General features: G+C 63.7%; 13 protein-coding genes. 2 read left to right on the top strand and 11 right to left on the bottom strand.

Annotation, left to right across the window (positions count from 1 at the left end; genetic code table 11):
- Positions 1 to 83 precede the first annotated feature (83 nt).
- Complete coding sequence (locus NKJ77_RS15550) at positions 84 to 1,067, bottom strand: ABC transporter permease (protein ID WP_502902078.1); 984 nt, start codon at positions 1,065 to 1,067, stop codon at positions 84 to 86.
- Between the two features lie 284 nt (positions 1,068 to 1,351).
- Between NKJ77_RS15550 and NKJ77_RS15545 the strand changes: the two genes are divergently transcribed.
- Positions 1,352 to 2,314 carry a sugar-binding transcriptional regulator gene (locus NKJ77_RS15545; protein ID WP_352535419.1) on the top strand — a complete coding sequence of 321 codons (963 nt, stop codon included), beginning with the start codon at positions 1,352 to 1,354 and terminating at the stop codon, positions 2,312 to 2,314.
- Between the two features lie 17 nt (positions 2,315 to 2,331).
- On the opposite strand, the gene NKJ77_RS15540 is transcribed toward NKJ77_RS15545, so the two are convergent.
- The 8 genes from NKJ77_RS15540 to NKJ77_RS15505 form a co-directional block, all read right to left on the bottom strand.
- Positions 2,332 to 2,925, bottom strand: a complete 594-nt coding sequence (locus NKJ77_RS15540) for a hypothetical protein (RefSeq protein ID WP_023668526.1) — start codon at positions 2,923 to 2,925, stop codon at positions 2,332 to 2,334.
- A 97-nt stretch (positions 2,926 to 3,022) separates the two neighbouring features.
- Positions 3,023 to 4,510 carry a xylulokinase gene (locus NKJ77_RS15535; RefSeq protein ID WP_023668525.1) on the bottom strand — a complete coding sequence of 496 codons (1,488 nt, stop codon included), beginning with the start codon at positions 4,508 to 4,510 and terminating at the stop codon, positions 3,023 to 3,025.
- Positions 4,511 to 4,530: 20 nt separating this feature from the next.
- Positions 4,531 to 5,853, bottom strand: coding sequence for an NAD(P)H-dependent oxidoreductase (locus tag NKJ77_RS15530; RefSeq protein WP_023668524.1), 1,323 nt, complete (start codon positions 5,851 to 5,853; stop codon positions 4,531 to 4,533).
- Positions 5,854 to 6,014: 161 nt separating this feature from the next.
- Positions 6,015 to 7,118, bottom strand: a complete 1,104-nt coding sequence (locus NKJ77_RS15525) for a mandelate racemase/muconate lactonizing enzyme family protein (RefSeq protein WP_023726373.1) — start codon at positions 7,116 to 7,118, stop codon at positions 6,015 to 6,017.
- 17 nt (positions 7,119 to 7,135) lie between these two features.
- Complete coding sequence (locus NKJ77_RS15520; RefSeq protein ID WP_023726374.1) at positions 7,136 to 7,843, bottom strand: GntR family transcriptional regulator; 708 nt, start codon at positions 7,841 to 7,843, stop codon at positions 7,136 to 7,138.
- Between the two features lie 180 nt (positions 7,844 to 8,023).
- The gene (locus NKJ77_RS15515) at positions 8,024 to 9,178 is read right to left on the bottom strand and encodes an efflux RND transporter periplasmic adaptor subunit (protein ID WP_023804343.1); all 1,155 of its coding nucleotides are present in this window, start codon (positions 9,176 to 9,178) and stop codon (positions 8,024 to 8,026) included.
- A 14-nt stretch (positions 9,179 to 9,192) separates the two neighbouring features.
- The gene (locus NKJ77_RS15510; protein WP_023740663.1) at positions 9,193 to 12,381 is read right to left on the bottom strand and encodes an efflux RND transporter permease subunit; all 3,189 of its coding nucleotides are present in this window, start codon (positions 12,379 to 12,381) and stop codon (positions 9,193 to 9,195) included.
- Complete coding sequence (locus NKJ77_RS15505; RefSeq protein WP_023668519.1) at positions 12,375 to 12,635, bottom strand: hypothetical protein; 261 nt, start codon at positions 12,633 to 12,635, stop codon at positions 12,375 to 12,377. Before NKJ77_RS15505 ends, NKJ77_RS15510 begins: the two co-directional genes overlap by 7 nt.
- Positions 12,636 to 12,877: 242 nt before the next feature.
- On the opposite strand from NKJ77_RS15505, the gene NKJ77_RS15500 reads away from it, so the two are divergent.
- The gene (locus NKJ77_RS15500) at positions 12,878 to 13,459 is read left to right on the top strand and encodes a TetR/AcrR family transcriptional regulator (protein WP_023668517.1); all 582 of its coding nucleotides are present in this window, start codon (positions 12,878 to 12,880) and stop codon (positions 13,457 to 13,459) included.
- Positions 13,460 to 13,795: 336 nt separating this feature from the next.
- On the opposite strand, the gene NKJ77_RS15495 is transcribed toward NKJ77_RS15500, so the two are convergent.
- Complete coding sequence (locus NKJ77_RS15495) at positions 13,796 to 14,818, bottom strand: LacI family DNA-binding transcriptional regulator (protein WP_023668516.1); 1,023 nt, start codon at positions 14,816 to 14,818, stop codon at positions 13,796 to 13,798.
- Between the two features lie 137 nt (positions 14,819 to 14,955).
- Positions 14,956 to 15,750, bottom strand: coding sequence for an ATP-binding cassette domain-containing protein (locus tag NKJ77_RS15490; protein ID WP_023668515.1), 795 nt, complete (start codon positions 15,748 to 15,750; stop codon positions 14,956 to 14,958).
- Position 15,751 lies beyond the last annotated feature (1 nt).

Genomic DNA, 15,751 nt, shown 5'->3' with positions numbered 1-15,751 from the left:
CCCTTGGAACATCCCAGTTTCGGATCGACCGATCCGTCTATCGCCCGGACGCTCCGGGCGAATTCTCAATTGTGCCCCGTTCTCTATCGCGCCCTGCGCCGCCAGGTATCGCTGGCGACCGCCAGCGCGATCACCACGCCGATCACCACCTGCTGGATGAAGGGCGAGACGCCGAGCAGATTGAGCCCGTTGCGCAGCACGCCGATGATGAGCACGCCGACCGCGGTGCCGCCGATCGAGCCGACGCCGCCCGACAGGCTGGCGCCGCCGATCACCACCGCCGCGATGGTGTCGAGCTCATAGCCGAGGCCGGAACTCGGCTGCACCGAATCCAGCCGCGCGGCAAGCACAATGCCGGCAAGACCCGCAAGCACGCCGCAGATGGCGTAGACCCAGTTGGTCAGCGACTTCACCGGAATGCCGGAGAGCCGCGCCACCTCGGTGCTGCCGCCGATGGCGTAAAGGCTGCGGCCGGTGGCGCGGTAGTTGAGGAAGATGGCGAAGACGATCGCCAGCACCATCATCACCCCGACTGTGACCGACAGGAAGCCGAAATGGCGGATGATCGACAGGCTGGTGAACCAGTCGGGAAAGCCGACGATCTGCGAACCGTCGGTGATCATGTTGGCAAGGCCGCGCGCCACCGACATCATCGCCAGCGTCGCGATGAACGGCGGCAGCCGGGTGACGGTCACCAGCAGGCCGGACACCAGTCCGCAAAGGCCGGCGACGACCAGTGCTGCAACGACGCCGGCGGCAAGGCCGAGATTGAGATAGTCGGGGTGGGCGACGAAGCCCATCACCATGGCGGCCAGCGCCAGCACCGAGCCGACCGAGAGATCGATGCCGCCGATCAGGATCACCAGCGTCATGCCGATTGCCATGATGCCGAGCACGGTGATCTGGTCGAGTACGTTGAGGATGTTGCGCATGGTGAGGAACGTGTCGGTGGTCAACGTCAACGCCAGGCAAAGCAGCAGCAGCCCGATCAGCGGCCCCATGGTTCCGGCAAACAGCGCCGAAAGCTTCGCGGCCGTCGCACCTTGAGTGCCGGGCGCGGCTTTCAACTCGCCAGCCTTCGACTCGCTTGCATCATTACTCACGGCCACTTCGTCTCCTCCGTCAGCGAAACGGCGATGGCCTGCCGTCCGCTCTTGTTCACCAGGCACCTCCCTGTGAACAATTTATCTTTGATATGCAATTTTGTTCAGCTAAACTGTTCATTAGAAAATTGTCAAGAGCCGTTGCGCCATTCGGCGGTGGTTTGCGCCACCGGGCGGTTTGTCCTAGGGAAGGCCAGGGGGTGGCGCTTGCGGAAAGATTTCCGAAATTTGCCGCGGGAGGGCAAAAGATGGCGACCGTCGAAAACGAGAAGGCCTCGCGCTTCCCCGATGCCGAGCTCAAGGCCCGGGCCGCCTGGCATTACTATGTCGAAGGTCTGACGCAAGAGCGCATTTCCGAGATCCTCGGCGTCGGCCGCATCAAGGTGCACCGCATTCTCTCCGCTGCGCGAGAGGAGGGCATCGTGCAGTTCCGCATTCGCGACAGTGTCGTCGAATGCGTGCAGCTCGAGGAGAGCCTGAAGCAGCGTTTCGGGCTCAGCCAGACGGTCGTGGTGCCATCAGCCGCTGATCGCAGCAACGCGCCGCTGATGATCGGCCACGCGGCTGCCGCCTATCTCGCCGACAATGTGAATGCCGGCGACGTCATTGCGCTGGGCTGGGGCCGCACGCTGAAATTCGCCATCAACGAATTGCCGAGGCGGCCGATCGCCAGGACGACGGTCGTCTCGATGCTCGGCGGCCTCACCCACGCGCAGCCGCTCAACCCGACCGAAAGCGCCTGGGAGTTCGCCGAAAAGATCGGCGCTGAATGTTTCCTGCTGCCGGTGCCGGTCTATGCCGACAAGCCGGAACAGCGCGATGCCTTCATGAGCCAGCGCAGCGTCCAGGATGTCGTCTTCCGCGCGCGCCGCGCCAACATCGCCGTGCTCAGCGTCGGCTCGTTTTCCAAGGACAGCCCGATCGCCAATTACGGCTTCATCAAGCCGAGCGAACTTGAGGAACTGCAGGCCGCTGGCGCGGTCGGAGACCTCTTGTGCCATTTCATCGACGCCGAGGGCCACCCGGTCGACCATGAGGTCAACCGCCGCGTCTGCGCCTATCCGCTGCAGGATTTGTCCGATATTCCGAGCATCATACTGGTTTCAGGTGGTCAGGAGAAGGTCGCTGTGATGCGCGCGGCGCTGGCCAACACCAGGATTTCGGTGCTGATCACCGATGAGGATGCGGCCAAAGGCCTGCTCAATCGTTGAGCGCTGTCCGGCGTCGGTCAGAATTCGCAGGGCTCCGGACGACTGTCGTCCGACCAGTCGGCCAGTGCGATCGGCACGAATTTTCCCGCGACCGGTTTGCCGTCGTCCAGGTCCTTTGAGGCAACGCCTCTGCCGGTGAGAAAATTGATGTCGCAACCGCCCAGCGTCGTCTCGACCGAGCCGTCGGCTTTCTGAACATTCCAGTCCCAGTCGCGACTGTAGCCGGCGACAAGGAATTTACCGCCGCGCCAGACGATGGTCAGCGTTGTATCCCATGATTTGTTGGCGCCGCAGCCGAAGCACGAGGTGACGACAAGCGATCCCTTGCCCTTGCTTTCGAGCCCGAGAATACGGTCCTGCGTCAGCGCCTTTTTGACAAAGTCAGGCTTGCGCGAAGGATCGAGCTTTCCTTCGCCGGCAGCCAGATAGATCGAGAGATCCGCCAGCCCGGTGTCGGAATCCGCCGCGATCGCGGCCCGATCCATCCTGCCGTCATTGTCCATGTCGAGCGTGACCTCGAAGGGCGGCTCGTCCTGCGCACGCGCCGTCATCGGAGCTGCCGCAAGCGCGACAATCCAGGGCAGGGCGGCAAGGTGAAATACTGCTTTCATGAGCCCGATGAGTCTAGCATTGGCCGGGCAGGACGCAAAATCGGCAAGCTGGGCAGGTTGGGCATGGGAGCCTCACGCAGGCAAGCTGCGCTTGAACTCAGATCGCACCGAGCCGCGCGTGGATGTCGCGTGTCGCGTGATAGAGGTCGCGGTAGATCGCCTTGCGCGCCCGGTAAGCCGGCACCAGCGTCATATCCGGATCGACACGCCTGGCCGGCGCCGCCGCCATTGCCTTGGCGGCGTCTTCCGCCGAGGCGAACCAGCCGATCGCCGAAGCAGCCAGCATGGCCGCGCCAAGGGCCGCCGCCTCGTTGACCGGCGACACGAACAGCGGCCGCTCCAGCACGCTGGCCATGATCTTCATCAGCAGCGCCGAATTGGTGCCGCCGCCGGCGGAAATCATCTCTCCCGACTTGCCGCCGCTTTCGGCCTCCATCGCCTCGCTGGCGATGGCCTGCTCCAAAGCGATGCCTTCCAGCGTGGCGCGGAAGAGATGCCTGGGCTCATGGTCGAGCGACAGGCCAACAACGGCGCCGCGCGCCGCGCCATCCCAATAGGGGCTCATGACGCCGGCCCAATAGGGCATGACCAAAAGACCGTCGCCGCCGGCCGCAACATCGACCGCACCCTTCTCCAGTTCTGCCGCGGAAGACGCGCCGGTGGTGCGCACGATCCAGTCGACCAGTTGCATGCCCGAGCGCAGCACGGTTTCCAGCATGAAGCCGGAGCCGGTCGGCGAGACCAGCGTGCGAAACGCATCCGAAGTGGTGACCGTGCCGGAATAGCAGCCGCTGACGACGCCGGAGCCGAGCGAGAGATAGCTCCTGCCGGCACCATAGACGCCCATGCCGAGACCCATGGCCTGGCCATCGCCGGCGCCGGCGACAATTGGCGTGCCCGCTTTGAGGCCAGTCAGCTGGGCAATGCTTTCGGCAAGGCCGCCGCAGATTTCGCCTGGGCCGATCAGCGCCGGCAACTGCCGTGGCTGCAACCCTGCAGCCGAGACAAGCTCAGGGTGCCATTCGCCTGTCGTGACATCGAGCAAGCCGAGCGGGTCGGCACTTGCCGTGCTGGTTACCAGCCGTGCGGTCAGCCGGTGAACGAAGAAGCCATGAACATCGACCAGGGCGGCGGCGTTGGCCAGCACCTGCGGCTGGTGTTCCGCCAGCCAGGCGATGGCATAGAGCGCCGGCGTCGGATCCGGCGGCTTGCCGCTCCAGTCGCGGATCGTCTCGCGGCCAAGCTCGGCCGACAGCTTGGCGACTTGAGGCCGGGCGCGCTCGTCAAGCCACAGGATCGCCGGGATGAGCGGCGTGCCGGCCTGATCGATCAGGGTGAAGGTCTCGCGCTGATGGGCTATGGCAATTGCCGCCACGCGCGCGGCGCCGACCTTGTCGGCAACCTGCTTCAGCGCACTGATAAGGGCTGCCCACCAATGTTCGGCATCCTGCTCGAAATGGCCGGGCTTAGGATTGGCCAGCGGATAGGCCTCGCGCGCCTGGAACAGCTCCGCGCCGTCGCCGGTGAAGGCGATCGCCTTCACCGCCGTCGTCGAGGCATCGATCCCGATAACGACATCGTCCATCACAGGGAGATCCCGAAGGTTCAGGCGGCGTTGGTCACAAACTGTCCATCCGACTGGTCTAGACGGCGGCGGATCTGCGTTATCACCATCGAATCGTCGGGTACACAATTTTCATAGGTAAGGAAGTCGCCGGTCTTGACCGGCTTGACCACCTTGGCGCGTTCGGCAATCCCGAGCGGCAGCGCGCCCTTGGCGCGGGCGTCCTCCCAGGTCATGGCGAAGCCGCGATAGTCGTTCTCGCCGATCATGCCGAGCGATTGGCCCGCGCCGAGATCGCTCTTGGCCACCGCCACCGCTTCGGCGACCGGATGGTCGAGGGGCTCCATGTCGGCGCGTTTGTAGACAACGGCGCGCGCCGCCGACAGTGGCACTTCAAGGCTTGTCAGGTGATAGGGACGGTAGATCGTGAAATAGGGGCCCTTGCCGACCTTGAGGTCGACCATGCGCTCCAGCACGCGCGGATGCCTCGTTTCGATGATGCAGAACACGCCGGGCGCCACGCCCTTGCCGATAGAATAGTCCACCACGCCCTTGCGGTGCAGCACGCCGCCATCCTCGCGCGGGCAAAGCACGCTGGCCAGTTCCTCCAGCGTCGCCGTCGGGCCGTGCATGCCCGGCACGTCGGGCACCAGCCCGGTGGCGTTGGCGATAGCCACCATCTCGATCGCCGTCTTGGAACCGTCGACGAACTCGACCAGCATGCGCGCATTCATGTTGCGCTCGGCCGCTTCCTTCTCGTAGTCGGCGGGCATGGCGTCGATCTTGAGCGGGTTGTTTTTGCCCTTGCCGGCGGCGATGATGTTGAAGCCGAGGCTCTTGGCGAAGCCGATGATCTCCAGCGTGCAGGCGGGTTCGTCGCCGGCCGCACCGGTGTAGACCACGCCGGCCTTGCGCGCTTCCTCCTTGAGGAAGCGGCCGATCGTAATGTCCGCCTCGACATTGAGCATAACGATGTGCTTGCCGTTCTTCATCACTTCGAGCGCAAACAGCGTGCCGATGTTGGGATTGCCTGTCGCGTCGATGATGACATCAATGCGGCCGGCCGCGGCCAGCGCATGCAGATCTTCGGTGACAGCGATCTTGCCGGCCTCGATGGCGCGGTCGATGGCAGAGGCGTTCGCAGCCTGGACGATGTCGGAGCGGTCATGGCCGGCGAGCAGTGCGGCATCGATCGCCGCTTGCGGCCGCACCTCGGAAATGGCACCGATCCGCATGCCCGGCATCAGCGCCACCTGGACGACGATGTCGGTGCCCATCTGCCCGGCGCCGGCGAGTCCGATGGTGATGGGCCCTTGGGCTTCAGCGCGCTGCAGAAGTTCCGCTGCAAATTGCGGATGGGCCATATCGCTTCCTCCAGTCACGACGCGCCGCAGCGTCAAATCATCATTTTGAACATTCCTATTTCCATCTGAAAAATATTTCAACCCACAAATCGGAGAATGGCTGCAGGACCAAATCTCCCACGGAGGATTCGTGGGGTGACAGCTTCATGCTGCGCTTGATCTCAGCCGATCTCTAGGAAAGGCTTGCCGAGCAGGTCGGGCACGACATCGATGCCGAGGCCGGGCCCGTCGGGAATGCCCATGTGGCTGCCGGTGACCGGTGGGGCGTTGGAGGCCGTGCGCACCGTCACCCACTCATGGAAGGCGATGGCGTGCAGCCGGCGTTCTTCCGGCGTCGACAGCGACAGATGCGCCATCGCCGCCGTGTCGATCTCGGCGCCGCCCGTATCCTCGACGGTGATCATGAAACCGAGATCGACGGCGACGTCGCGGATTTGCCTTGTCCTGGTTACGCCGCCCAGCCGCGAAATCTTCAGCGTCAGCCCGTCGGCGGCGCCGAGGCGATGGATTTCCAGCATCGCCTCGAGCGAGATGACGCTCTCGTCCAGCACCATCGGCTTGTCGAGCATGCGGCGCACCGACATGTTCTCCTCGATCGTCGTGCAGGGCTGCTCGAACGTGTAGTCGATGCCGCGCGTGGCATCGGCGAACTGCCGCGCCTGGTAGGGTGTCCAGCCGGCATTGGCGTCGCAGAAAATCACCGTGCCTTTCGGCACGGCCGAAGCGACTGCGCTCACCCGGTCGATGTCGTCATGCACATTGCCGCCCACCTTGACCTGCAGCCGCCGGCAGCCTTCCGCGATGATCCTTTTGGCCAGTGCCGCCATCTGGTCGAGCGTGCCGTGGGTGACGACGCGGTAGGTCTCCGCCATGTCGCTCTCGCGGCCGCCAAGCATGGTCACCAGCGGCACGTCGGCGGCCCGGGCCGCCAGATCCCAGCAGGCCATGTCGAGCGCCGACTTGATGTAGGGATGGCCCTTGAACACCGTATCCATCAATCGGCCGATGCCGGCGAGGCCACGCGGGTCCTGGCCGATCAGGTGCGGCGCGATCTCGACCACGCCCGCGCGCGTTCCCGCCGGAAAGGCGGCCGAATAGAAATTGCCGAGCGGCGCCATCTCGCCCCAGCCGGTTACGCCGCTGTCGGAGGTGATTGCGACGATCACCGCATCGAAGCAGTCTGCAACCCGCCCCTTGGACATGCGGTAGGGCCCGTCCACGAAGGGCTGCACGACGCGATAGGCCTTGATGGTTTTGATCTGCACTTGTCTGTCCGTTGTCTCTAGGCGTTGAGGAGGGTCAGCCCTTCGATGTTCCGCTGATCGAGGCCACGCGCATAGGCAAGCAGCTCTTCGAAATCGAGGTCGATATGCTCGCGCGCATGGCGCTGGGCAGCGCGCATGTCGGCGCCCTTCAAGAGCCGCACATAGGTTTCGTGGAGATCTTCGGCCGGCACCGGCTCGTTGCGGGCCTGCTGGTGCAGGGCAAAGTACATCTGCAGCCGGCTGGTCAGCCGCTGCCAGGTTTCCAGCAGCACCGAATTGTCGGCCCATTCATAGATCAGCCCGTGCAATTGCAGTGCGGTCTCGATCTGGCGGGTGGTGTCGCGCGCGCGCGTTGCCTGCTTCACCGCTTCGTGGCGGCGGTCGAGTTCATCGAAGAAGCGCTGGTCGCGCAGCTTCCATGTCCGCTCGATGGCGAATTCATCGAGCACCTTGTTCAGCGAGTAGGCGTCGTCAATGTCCTTGGCGGTGACATCGATGACGAAGGTGCCGGCATAGGGAATGCTGGTCAGGATGCCTTCCTGCACCAGCTCGCGCATAGCTTCGCGCAAAGGCGCGCGGCTGACCCGCATCTGCTCGGCGATCCTCAGCTCGCTCAGCTTTTGGCCGGGTTCCAGCTGGCCGATCAGGATCGCCCGCCGCAACAGCGCAACGATCTCGGCTCGGCGTGTCGTATCCGCGATCGGATTGAAGTCCAGCTTGGCCATTCCGTCACTCCAGTGAGAGCCGGAAACAGACAAGCAGATTGTCGACAATCCTACAATATGTCTGTTCCGGATTCTTGTGCCTTGCGGTTACTCCAAAAACGGCGTGCGGCGCTCCATAAAAAAACGGCGCCCTCGGCGTGGAAGCCGAAGGCGCCGCAGGACCGGGGCTGATGGGGGTTATCAGCTGGCCGGTTTCTCCTGGGGCAACGGCGAGATCGGCATTCCTGGTCCGATCTTCTGCAGATTGCCCGTTATCACCTGGTCGCCTTCGGCAACGCCGCTGAGGACCGCCACAAGGTCGCCGCTGGTCGCGCCAAGCGAGACGATGCGCTGGTCGACCGTGTTGCCCTTGCCGACGACATAGACATATTTGCCGAGCTGGCTCGAACCCAGCGCCACCTGCGGCACCATCAGCGCGTCGGGCAGCTGCTTGATGTGCAGCCGCACGCGGACATACTGGCCCGGCAGCAGCGAGAACTTCGCATTGCCGATGGTGGCGCGCGCCGTAATCGTGCCGGTCGAGTGGTCGACCGTGTTGTCGATGAAGGTGAGTTCGCCCTTCTGGCTGGCTTCGGTCTCGCCGGGCAGCAGCACCTCGACCTCGATCGGGCCGGCGGCCCGGGCCCGTTCGATTTCGGCCAGGTCCGTCTCGCTCGGATTGAAGGTGACGTAGATCGGGTCGAGCTGCACCAGCGTGTTCAGCACCGTCCCGGCGACGCTGACCAGCGTGCCGACCGAAGCCTGGTTGCGGCCGACGCGGCCGGCAAACGGAGCGTGGATTTCGGCGTAGCTCAAATTGAGCTCGGCCGTCCGCACCGCCGCCTGGTTGACGGCAAGCGACGCTTCGGCCTGACGCAAGGTGCTCGTGCGCTGGTCGAACCCATCCTTGGCCAGATAACCGCTCTTGGCGAGTTCGGAGCCGCGGCCGAGATTGGAGCGTGCATAGTCGAGGCTCGCCTGGTCGCGCTGCACTTCGGCCTTGGCCTGGTCGAGAGCCGCCTTGAAGTCGTCGGGCGAGATCTTGTAGAGCAGATCACCCTGGCGCACATCCGCGCCGTCCTCAGCCGTCTGCTCCTGCAGATAACCGGGCACGCGGGCCTGCAAGGTGACGCTGCGGATCGCCTCGATGCGGGCGGCGTAGTCGAGATAGATCGGGATCGTCTTCTTGACCACGCTCGTCACCGGCACCGGCATAACGAATGCCGCAGGTGCTGCCGTCGCTGCCGCCGTGCCGGCATTGAGGCTGAGATTGCCCATGTCGAGGAAGTGGACGCTTGCCACCGAGATCGCTCCCAGGGCGACGGCCGTTCCCAAAGCTATTTTCCATTTACGCATTTTGGTCTCCAATTCTATTCGGCTGCTTCGGCCAGGCGCATCGGCGCTGGTTCGGCAGTCGGTTCATTATTGTCCTGGTCATGAGCAGCGTTCGGTTCGCTGCGCACGCGGCCTTCGCGCAGCTGTTCGATGACCGCGTAGAAGACTGGCACGAACACCAGCGACAGGATGGTCGCCGCGACCATGCCGCCAAACACGGTGGTGCCGATCGACTGCCGGCTTGCCGCACCCGCACCCGTCGCAAACATCAGCGGCAGCACGCCGAGGATGAAGGCGAAGGCCGTCATCAGGATCGGCCGCAGCCTCAGCCGCGCGGCTTCCATTGCCGCGTCGACAATGCTCAGTCCCTCCTCGCGCCGCCGCCTTGCAAACTCGACGATCAGGATCGCGTTCTTGGCGGCGAGGCCGATCAGCATGACGAAGCCGATCTGCGAGTAGACGTCGATCTGCATGCCGCGCAAGAACAGGGCTGCGAAGGCGCCGAACAGGGCCAGTGGCACCGCCAGCAGCACCATGAACGGCATCGCCCAGCTCTCATACTGCATCGCCAGGATCAGGAAGACGAAGACGATGGCGAGGCCGAAGACGACCGACGCTATCGATCCTGCCTTGAGCTCCTGGAAGGTGATGCCGGTCCATTCGAAACCGAAATCCCTGGGCAAAGCGGTGGCGGCGGCCCGTTCCATCGCGGCAACCGCCTGGCCCGACGAGAAGCCGGGGGCTGCGCCGCCATTGATCGTGGCCGAGGCGTTGTTGTTGTAGTGCGGCACGGTTTCCGGGCCGACGAACGGCACCAGTTTGCCCAGTGTGCTCAGCGGCACCATGCCGCCGGAGGCGTTGCGCACATAGAGCCGCGAAAGGTCGCCTGCGTCGGCACGTGCATCCTTGTCGGCCTGGATGGTCACCCGGAAGGTGCGGCCGAACAGGTTGAAGTCGTTGACGTAGAGCGAGCCGAGATAGATCTGCAGCGTGTTGAAGACGTCGGGCAGGTTGAGGCCGAGCAGTTTGGCCTTGCTGCGGTCGAGGTCGTAGTTGAACTGCGGCGTCGAGGTCGAGAACGGCGAGAACAGCTGCTGCGGATTGATTTCCGGCTGCTTGCGCGCCTCGGCGATCACGGCTTGCGTCGCGTCGTTGAGGGCTGAACTGCCGCGCCCGGTGAGATCCTCGACGACGAATTCGAAGCCGCCCGTGGTGCCGATACCCGGGATCGAAGGCGGATCGAAGGACAGCGCGAAGGCTTCCGGAATCTGCATCAGCTTGCCGCGCACGTCGGCGACGAGCTTCGACGCGCTCTGGTCGGGGCCGCGCTCTTCCCACGGCTTCAGGATGGCGAACTCGACAGCCGAGTTCGACTGCGCGGCACTGGTCAGGAAGTTCAGGCCGCTGATCGAGCCGACAATCTCGACGCCGGGCGTAGCTTGGAGGATGTCGCGCGCCTTCTGGGCCACCGCGTCAGTGCGTTCCAGCGAGGCGCCGTCAGGCAGCTGGATGACGACGAAGAAGTAACCCTGGTCCTCGACCGGAAGGAAGGTCGAGGGCAGCTTCTGCCAGACGAAGTAGGTGGCGACCAGGCCGGCCGCGAACAGACCGAGCATGATCCAGCGCAGCCGGATGAGGATGCGCACGCCGTGCGCATAGGCATGCGACAGTCTGTCGAAGCCCGTGTTGAACCAGCGGAACGGGGCGAACTGCGTCTCGCCGCGATGGCGCAGGAAGGCGGCGCTCAGCGCCGGGCTGAGCGTCAGCGAGTTGAAGGCGGATATGCCGACCGAAATCGCCACCGTCAGCGCGAACTGATTGTAGAGCTTGCCGGAGACGCCGGGAATGAAGGCAACGGGCACGAAGACGGCCATCAGCACTGCGGTGGTGGCGATGATCGGTCCGGTGACCTCGGCCATCGCGGCCTTGGTCGCCGCCAGCGGTTTGAGGCCCGCCTCCAATTGTCGCTCGACATTTTCGACCACCACGATGGCGTCGTCGACGACGAGGCCGATGGCCAGCACCATGCCGAGCAGGGAGAGCATGTTGAGCGAGAAGCCCATCATTTCCATGACCACCATCGTCGCCACCAGCGACACCGGAATGGCGATGGTCGGGATGATCGTCGTGCGCCAGCTCTGCAGGAAGATGAACACCACGGCCACGACCAGCACCAGCGCTTCGCCAAGCGTGATCAGCACGTCATGCATCGATGCCGACACGAAGCGCGTGGTGTCGTAGTGCATGGCGTAGCTGACGCCCTTGGGAAAACGGGCCGACAGTTCCTGCATCTTGTCCTTGACGTGCTGCTGCAGATCGAGCGCGTTGGAACCGGGCATCTGGTAAACGGCGAGCACCACCGTCGGGTCCTTGCCGAAGAAGGCCGACGACGAATATTGCAGCGCGCCGAGCTCGATGCGGGCGACGTCGCGCAGTCGCACCAGCGAGCCGGTGCCGGTGTTGGCGCGCACGACGATGTCGCCGAACTCCTTGGGGTCGCTCAGGCGGCCGACGGCGTTGACCTGCATCTCGAAGGCGGTGCCGGCGGGCGCCGGCGACTGGCCGATCTTGCCGGCCGCCACCTGGACGTTCTGTTCCGAGATGGCGTTCTGGACGTCGACAGCGGTGATGCCAAGATTGGCGAGCTTGTCCGGGTCGAGCCAGACGCGCATCGAATAGCGGCGCTCGCCGAATATCTGGACGTCGCCGACGCCAGGCAGCCGCTTCAGCGGATCGACGACCTGCAGATAGGCGAGGTTACTCAGCGCCACCGGATCGACCGAACTGTCGGGCGAGGTCAGGTTGACGATGAGGACGAAATTCGGGTTCTGCTTCTTGATCGTCACGCCGCCCTGGTTGACGATCGCCGGCAGCGACGAGGCGGCTTGCGAAACGCGGTTCTGGACGTCGACGGCCGCGGTGCTCAAGGAATAGCCGACATCGAAGGTGATGGTGATGGTCGAGGAGCCGTCATTGGAACTCGACGACGACATGTAGGTCATGCCTTCGACGCCGTTGATCTGCTGCTCAAGCGGCGTCGTCACCGTATCGGCGACTACTTGCGCGCTGGCGCCCGGATAATGGGCGCTGACCACGACCTGCGGCGGCGTGATGTCGGGAAACTGCGAAACCGGCAAAAGGAAATAACAAATCGTCCCGGCGAGCACCATGATGATGGCGATGGCCGAGGCGAAGATCGGACGATGGATGAAATAATTTACCACGACACGCAAACCTCTTTAGAAGAACCGGCCTCTTTAAAAGAATGGGCAGACCGGGACAGCCGCCTGCTGCGCACTGAGCCCGGGTCCTGCAAAAAATACGAAGACGGCGCCGCGCCGCTGAGGCCCTGCTCATCGGCCACGGTCCTCAGCATCGCTTCGAAGGCGCGCGGGTTGACGCGGTCCGCTTTCATCACCAGCCGGATCATCGGATCCCGGATGGCTTCATCGATGGTCAAATCCTTGCGCTGCGACATTGGAGCGTCTCCATTCCAGCGATTCGCATCGGACGATCGCGAACCGGTTTTCATCTCTTCACCGGCCGGAGCCGCATGACCTGCAATTTTCACCCTTTGTGATCTGGCAGGACCAGTTCACGGCCTTGTTATTGACGGAAGGCCACATAGGTGTTACCAGTAAGTAACATTCGGATAGTTACAGACCGGTAACACCCTAGTCAAGAGGTGAACCGAATTTTTAGGGAGACAAGGAGACTGCGATGGCAGACGGCATTACCGATCGCGTGCGCCCCCGGGACCGAATCCTGGAGACGGCGCAGGACATGTTTCACAAGCATGGCATCAAGGGCGTCGGTGTCGACGCCATCACGGAAGCCGCCGGCACCAACAAGATGACGCTCTACCGTCATTTTGAGTCGAAGGACGAACTGATCGTCCAATGCCTGCGCGCGTCGGCGGCTAAAGGCGCCGCGATGTGGGACCAATTCGAGGCTGAGCATCCCGGCGACAAGCTCGCCCAGTTGCATGCCTGGATTCGCATGGCCGCTGCTTGCCTGGCGGCTGACGGTCGCGGCTGCGACATGGCCAATGCCGCCGCCGAATTGACCGAGCCGGACCATCCCGCCAGGAGCGTGATCAAGGAGCTCAAGAGCGCTCAGCGCGATCGCCTCGTTGCGCTGTGCCGGGATGCGGGCATCGGTCAGGCCGAGCTTCTGGCCGATACGCTGTCGCTGCTGTTCGAAGGGGCGCGCGTCAGCGTGCAGACCATGGGCTGCCAGGGCCCCAGCACGCAGTTCGTGCGCATGGCTGAAGGCCTGATCAGCTCTTTCAGGGCGCGCTGAATTCCAGCTTTCGGAGTTGAGGAGTCCCCATCATCCGGCGGGGCTTTTGGCTATTCTCCGAACTTGCCCGTCAACTCTAATTTAGTTTCATTTGGGAATGAAAAAAGCCCGCTGCCGGGAGGAGGTGGCAGCGGGCTCGATTTCGAACGAGATGCGGGAGGAGGTGCACCGCGCTCAGCGTCGGCATCGCATCTGGGAGGAGTAGATGGCCGACACCCAGATGAGTAAGGGTTGCCCAATGATTCGGCAACAATGAAAGTTGCATGGCTGCTGTGCAGATTTGCGGCATCTACCCCGACTTGTCGTACAAATCGGAGAAACCGCCATGGCGCGACTTCACTGCACCGGCACGTTTTCCTTGAAGATCAGCCGTGGCTCGATGAACTTCTTCGTCAGGTATGGCGCGGCGGATGCGATCGAGCCGAGCAGGCGGATCACAGATTGCTCCGCGATCAGCCGCGCATTCTGGTCGATGACGACATCGGCGAGGTCGTCGACGAGATAGCCGCGCGTTTCCTTGGTCAGGTCGTGGCAGATGAAGACCGGCTTCTTCTTTGGCTTGGCCTCGAGCAGCGCTCTCGCTACACCTGAGCGCCCGGCCCCGACGCAATAGATGCCGAGCAGTTCCGGCTCGTTGTGCAGCGCCTGCATCGTTGCGGTGTAGCTGCCCTCCGGTTCGTCATTGATCTCGACCGCACTCGAGACCGTGAGATTCGGGAATTCCTCTGTCAGCACCGACCGAAAGCCCATCTCGCGCTCCTCGTGCCCGCGATAGGAACGCGAGCCGACGACCATCGCCAGATGACCCTGGCGGCCGTTGAGGAAGCGCCCCATCAACAGCGCCGCCGTGCGTCCGGCAACCCGGTTGTCGATGCCGACATAGGCCGAACGCGGGGCGGCTGGAACGTCGGAGACCAGCGTGACAAGGCGGATGCCTGCCTCGACCACATCGCGCAATATGTTGCGCGTTCGCGGATGATCGACGGCAATGACGCCGACGCCATTGGCCTTCAGCGACAGATTTTCAACCGCCGCCTGCAGCGCTGCCGGTGAGATGCCGCCGAGATTGTGGATCCGGCACGAGGCGACCAGCGGCAGGCGCCCCGCATAGTCCTCGATGTGCCCGGCGAGGTCGATCATGAAACCGTTGGCGCCGATCGGCAGGAAGAATTCAAGATGCGCCGGCCGCGACGGCAGCGTCACCTGATCGACCACCGGCAAATAGCCGAGCTGCTTGGCCGCCTCCATCACCCGTTGGCGGTTGGCGGCGCTCGCGCCGGCCCGGTTGTTCAGAACCCGGTCGACGGTCGCGGTCGACAGGCCGCAGCTCCTGGCTATGTCGGCAACGGTGGCTTTCATGGCTGTAGTCATAGAGCATGATCCCGAAAAGTGGGAAGCCGGTTTTCTCGGACAAACGGGAACCGTTTTGTCAAAAGGTCATGCTCTACAACGAGTTAGAGCGGATGCGTTTCCGTGCCAGACGGCGCGAAGACGGTTCAGCCGTGCGATGGCCCGCCTTCGATGATGGCGTCGCGGATCTCCTTGTCCGACATCCCGGTGATGATGCGTTCGACCTCGGCCACGCTGGTCTTCTTCGGGTCGATGTCGTCGGCCACCACCTTGCCCCGGCGCATGACGACGATGCGGTCAACCACCTGGAAGACATGGTGGATGTTGTGGGCGATGAAGATGCAGGAATGCCCGGAATCGCGCGCGTTGCGCACGAAGCTCAGCACGCCTTGCGTCTCGGCGACGCCGAGATTGTTGGTCGGCTCGTCGAGGATGATCAGGTCGCTGTCGAAGTGCATGGCGCGTGCGATGGCGACGGCCTGCCGCTCGCCGCCGGACAGGGAGCCGATCGGCGTCGTCGGCGGGATGTTCTTGGAGATGCCGACCTGTTTCAACAGGTCGCGGGCGACATTGTTCATCGCCTCCTGGTCCATGCGGTTCAAAAAGCGCGGCGGTTTGATCGGCTCGCGGCCGAGGAACAGGTTGCGCGCGATCGACAGCTGCGTCACCAGTGCCGAATCCTGGTAGATCGTCTCGATGCCGTGCGCGATGGCGTCGCTGGTGCTGCGCAGATTGACCTTCTTGCCGCGGATGAAAATGTCGCCGCTGGTCAGCGGCACCGCCCCCGACAACACCTTGATCAGCGTCGATTTGCCGGCGCCATTGTCGCCGAGCAGGCCGACGATCTCCCTTTCGTTGACATGAAAATTGGCGTCTTCGAGCGCCTGCACGCGCCCGTAGGACTTTTTGATGTTGGACATGCGGATGAGCGGTTCAGCCATG

The organism is Mesorhizobium sp. M0052 (assembly GCF_040323255.1).
Taxonomy (GTDB): domain Bacteria; phylum Pseudomonadota; class Alphaproteobacteria; order Rhizobiales; family Rhizobiaceae; genus Mesorhizobium.
Note: the sequence above shows the minus strand (reverse complement) of the source record. Positions and strands in the feature narration are given on the sequence as shown.

Coding starts and splice junctions, on each gene's coding strand:
- NKJ77_RS15505 (WP_023668519.1), bottom strand. CDS start 12,635: ATGTCGCAGCGCAAGGATTTGACCATCGATGAAGCCATCCGGGATCCG.
- NKJ77_RS15540 (WP_023668526.1), bottom strand. CDS start 2,925: ATGAAAGCAGTATTTCACCTTGCCGCCCTGCCCTGGATTGTCGCGCTT.
- NKJ77_RS15545 (WP_352535419.1), top strand. CDS start 1,352: ATGGCGACCGTCGAAAACGAGAAGGCCTCGCGCTTCCCCGATGCCGAG.
- NKJ77_RS15515 (WP_023804343.1), bottom strand. CDS start 9,178: ATGCGTAAATGGAAAATAGCTTTGGGAACGGCCGTCGCCCTGGGAGCG.
- NKJ77_RS15530 (WP_023668524.1), bottom strand. CDS start 5,853: ATGGCCCATCCGCAATTTGCAGCGGAACTTCTGCAGCGCGCTGAAGCC.
- NKJ77_RS15490 (WP_023668515.1), bottom strand. CDS start 15,750: ATGGCTGAACCGCTCATCCGCATGTCCAACATCAAAAAGTCCTACGGG.
- NKJ77_RS15495 (WP_023668516.1), bottom strand. CDS start 14,818: ATGAAAGCCACCGTTGCCGACATAGCCAGGAGCTGCGGCCTGTCGACC.
- NKJ77_RS15535 (WP_023668525.1), bottom strand. CDS start 4,510: ATGGACGATGTCGTTATCGGGATCGATGCCTCGACGACGGCGGTGAAG.
- NKJ77_RS15520 (WP_023726374.1), bottom strand. CDS start 7,843: ATGGCCAAGCTGGACTTCAATCCGATCGCGGATACGACACGCCGAGCC.
- NKJ77_RS15500 (WP_023668517.1), top strand. CDS start 12,878: ATGGCAGACGGCATTACCGATCGCGTGCGCCCCCGGGACCGAATCCTG.